The following is a 1,097-nucleotide window of genomic DNA, read 5'->3' as shown; positions in this document are numbered from 1 at the left end:
GTCTTACTGAGTACGTTGTAAACGTTTGAAGCAGTGACTTTTCCTAGCCTTGCTTGAAACCATTCTGCTGTTCTTTGTTTCATCTCACACCGCCGTTTGTTGCTCTTGTGGCGTTGCTATATCGGCATCTTGTATAGTAGAATCTGTTTCCACTTTTTGCTTGTTTTGTTTCTTTTTCAAAAGATGCAATACCGTTTGTGCTTGTCCTTCAGACATATCGTCAAGCTTTTTGACGTCGACATAAGCAAGTATTTTTTCTTCTTCTGCTTGGGTTTGTACGATGAGTCTTCTGATTTCATTGATCTGTTGTGGAAAAGCCTTTTTAATAGGTGTGTTCCCATCCGTATCATCATCTTCACTCACGACATTAAGAAGCATACCTAACAGATATCTGCGTGCGTATGTGATTGCAGAACCAACCGATTGTATATTTGACTTGCATCCTTTCGTGTCATAAGGAAACTTTCCTTCTGTTGAGATTTTATTTCCAGACGGATGCGTCAAAGTCATTTCTATAATTATATTGTCTGAACTCTGTTCTTTGATACGAGAAAACAAAGCAAATCGGTGTTTTGCAAGAGTATTTTTTACAGCATCAATGTACTGGTCAAGGGTTGCATATTGGCTGTTTGTATGGGTGTTTGTAGAGTTTTTTTGTATTTTTTGATATTCTATTTGCATATTCGAAAGATCACTGGCAAATCTTTCGTAGTTTTGTCGTTCTATTTCTTTTTCTCGTAAGGCAATGAGACGCTCAAGACGGTCCATATCGACGTCATTTTCTAAGGCTCTGTTTAAAATGCGTTCCATAGCAGTTTGTTTAACCGCTAAGTGATGCGTTTCTTCAATTTCTGTTAGGTTAGTGTTTTGTTCACTCATCTTGATTTCCTCCTATTTGAGCGCAATTCCTCCGTGGCGTGAATCACGCTTGTGTTTAAAAAGTTGTTTGTGTGGTTAGAAACGGCTTATAGAGATACTATAAGATTAGTCGTTCGTATTTCTTTTCCATAATTGTTGTTTTTAATGCATGCTTTGTCTTTTAAGCTCTTGAGACAGCACACCAATTCCTTTTGCTGTGATTTTTGCGCAAGGAATGA

1 protein-coding gene and 2 pseudogenes are annotated in these 1,097 nt (G+C 37.7%); all 3 read right to left on the bottom strand.

The genetic code is table 11. From position 1 onward, the window contains the following. Positions 1 to 83 (bottom strand): annotated as a pseudogene (locus tag ACFIKR_RS09375) (exonuclease); the annotation flags it as partial. A gap of 1 nt (position 84) precedes the next feature. Then, on the bottom strand, positions 85 to 879 hold the full coding sequence (locus tag ACFIKR_RS09370) for an ERF family protein (protein WP_375659652.1): 795 nt from the start codon (positions 877 to 879) through the stop codon (positions 85 to 87). A gap of 141 nt (positions 880 to 1,020) precedes the next feature. Further along, a pseudogene (locus ACFIKR_RS09365) lies at positions 1,021 to 1,097 on the bottom strand (phage antirepressor Ant); the annotation flags it as partial.

The sequence above is a fragment of the Bartonella sp. MR30HLJHH genome, from assembly GCF_042194195.1.
Taxonomy (GTDB): domain Bacteria; phylum Pseudomonadota; class Alphaproteobacteria; order Rhizobiales; family Rhizobiaceae; genus Bartonella; species Bartonella grahamii.
The sequence above is the reverse complement of the archived record's forward strand: the minus strand, read 5'-3'. Positions and strand labels throughout refer to the sequence as shown.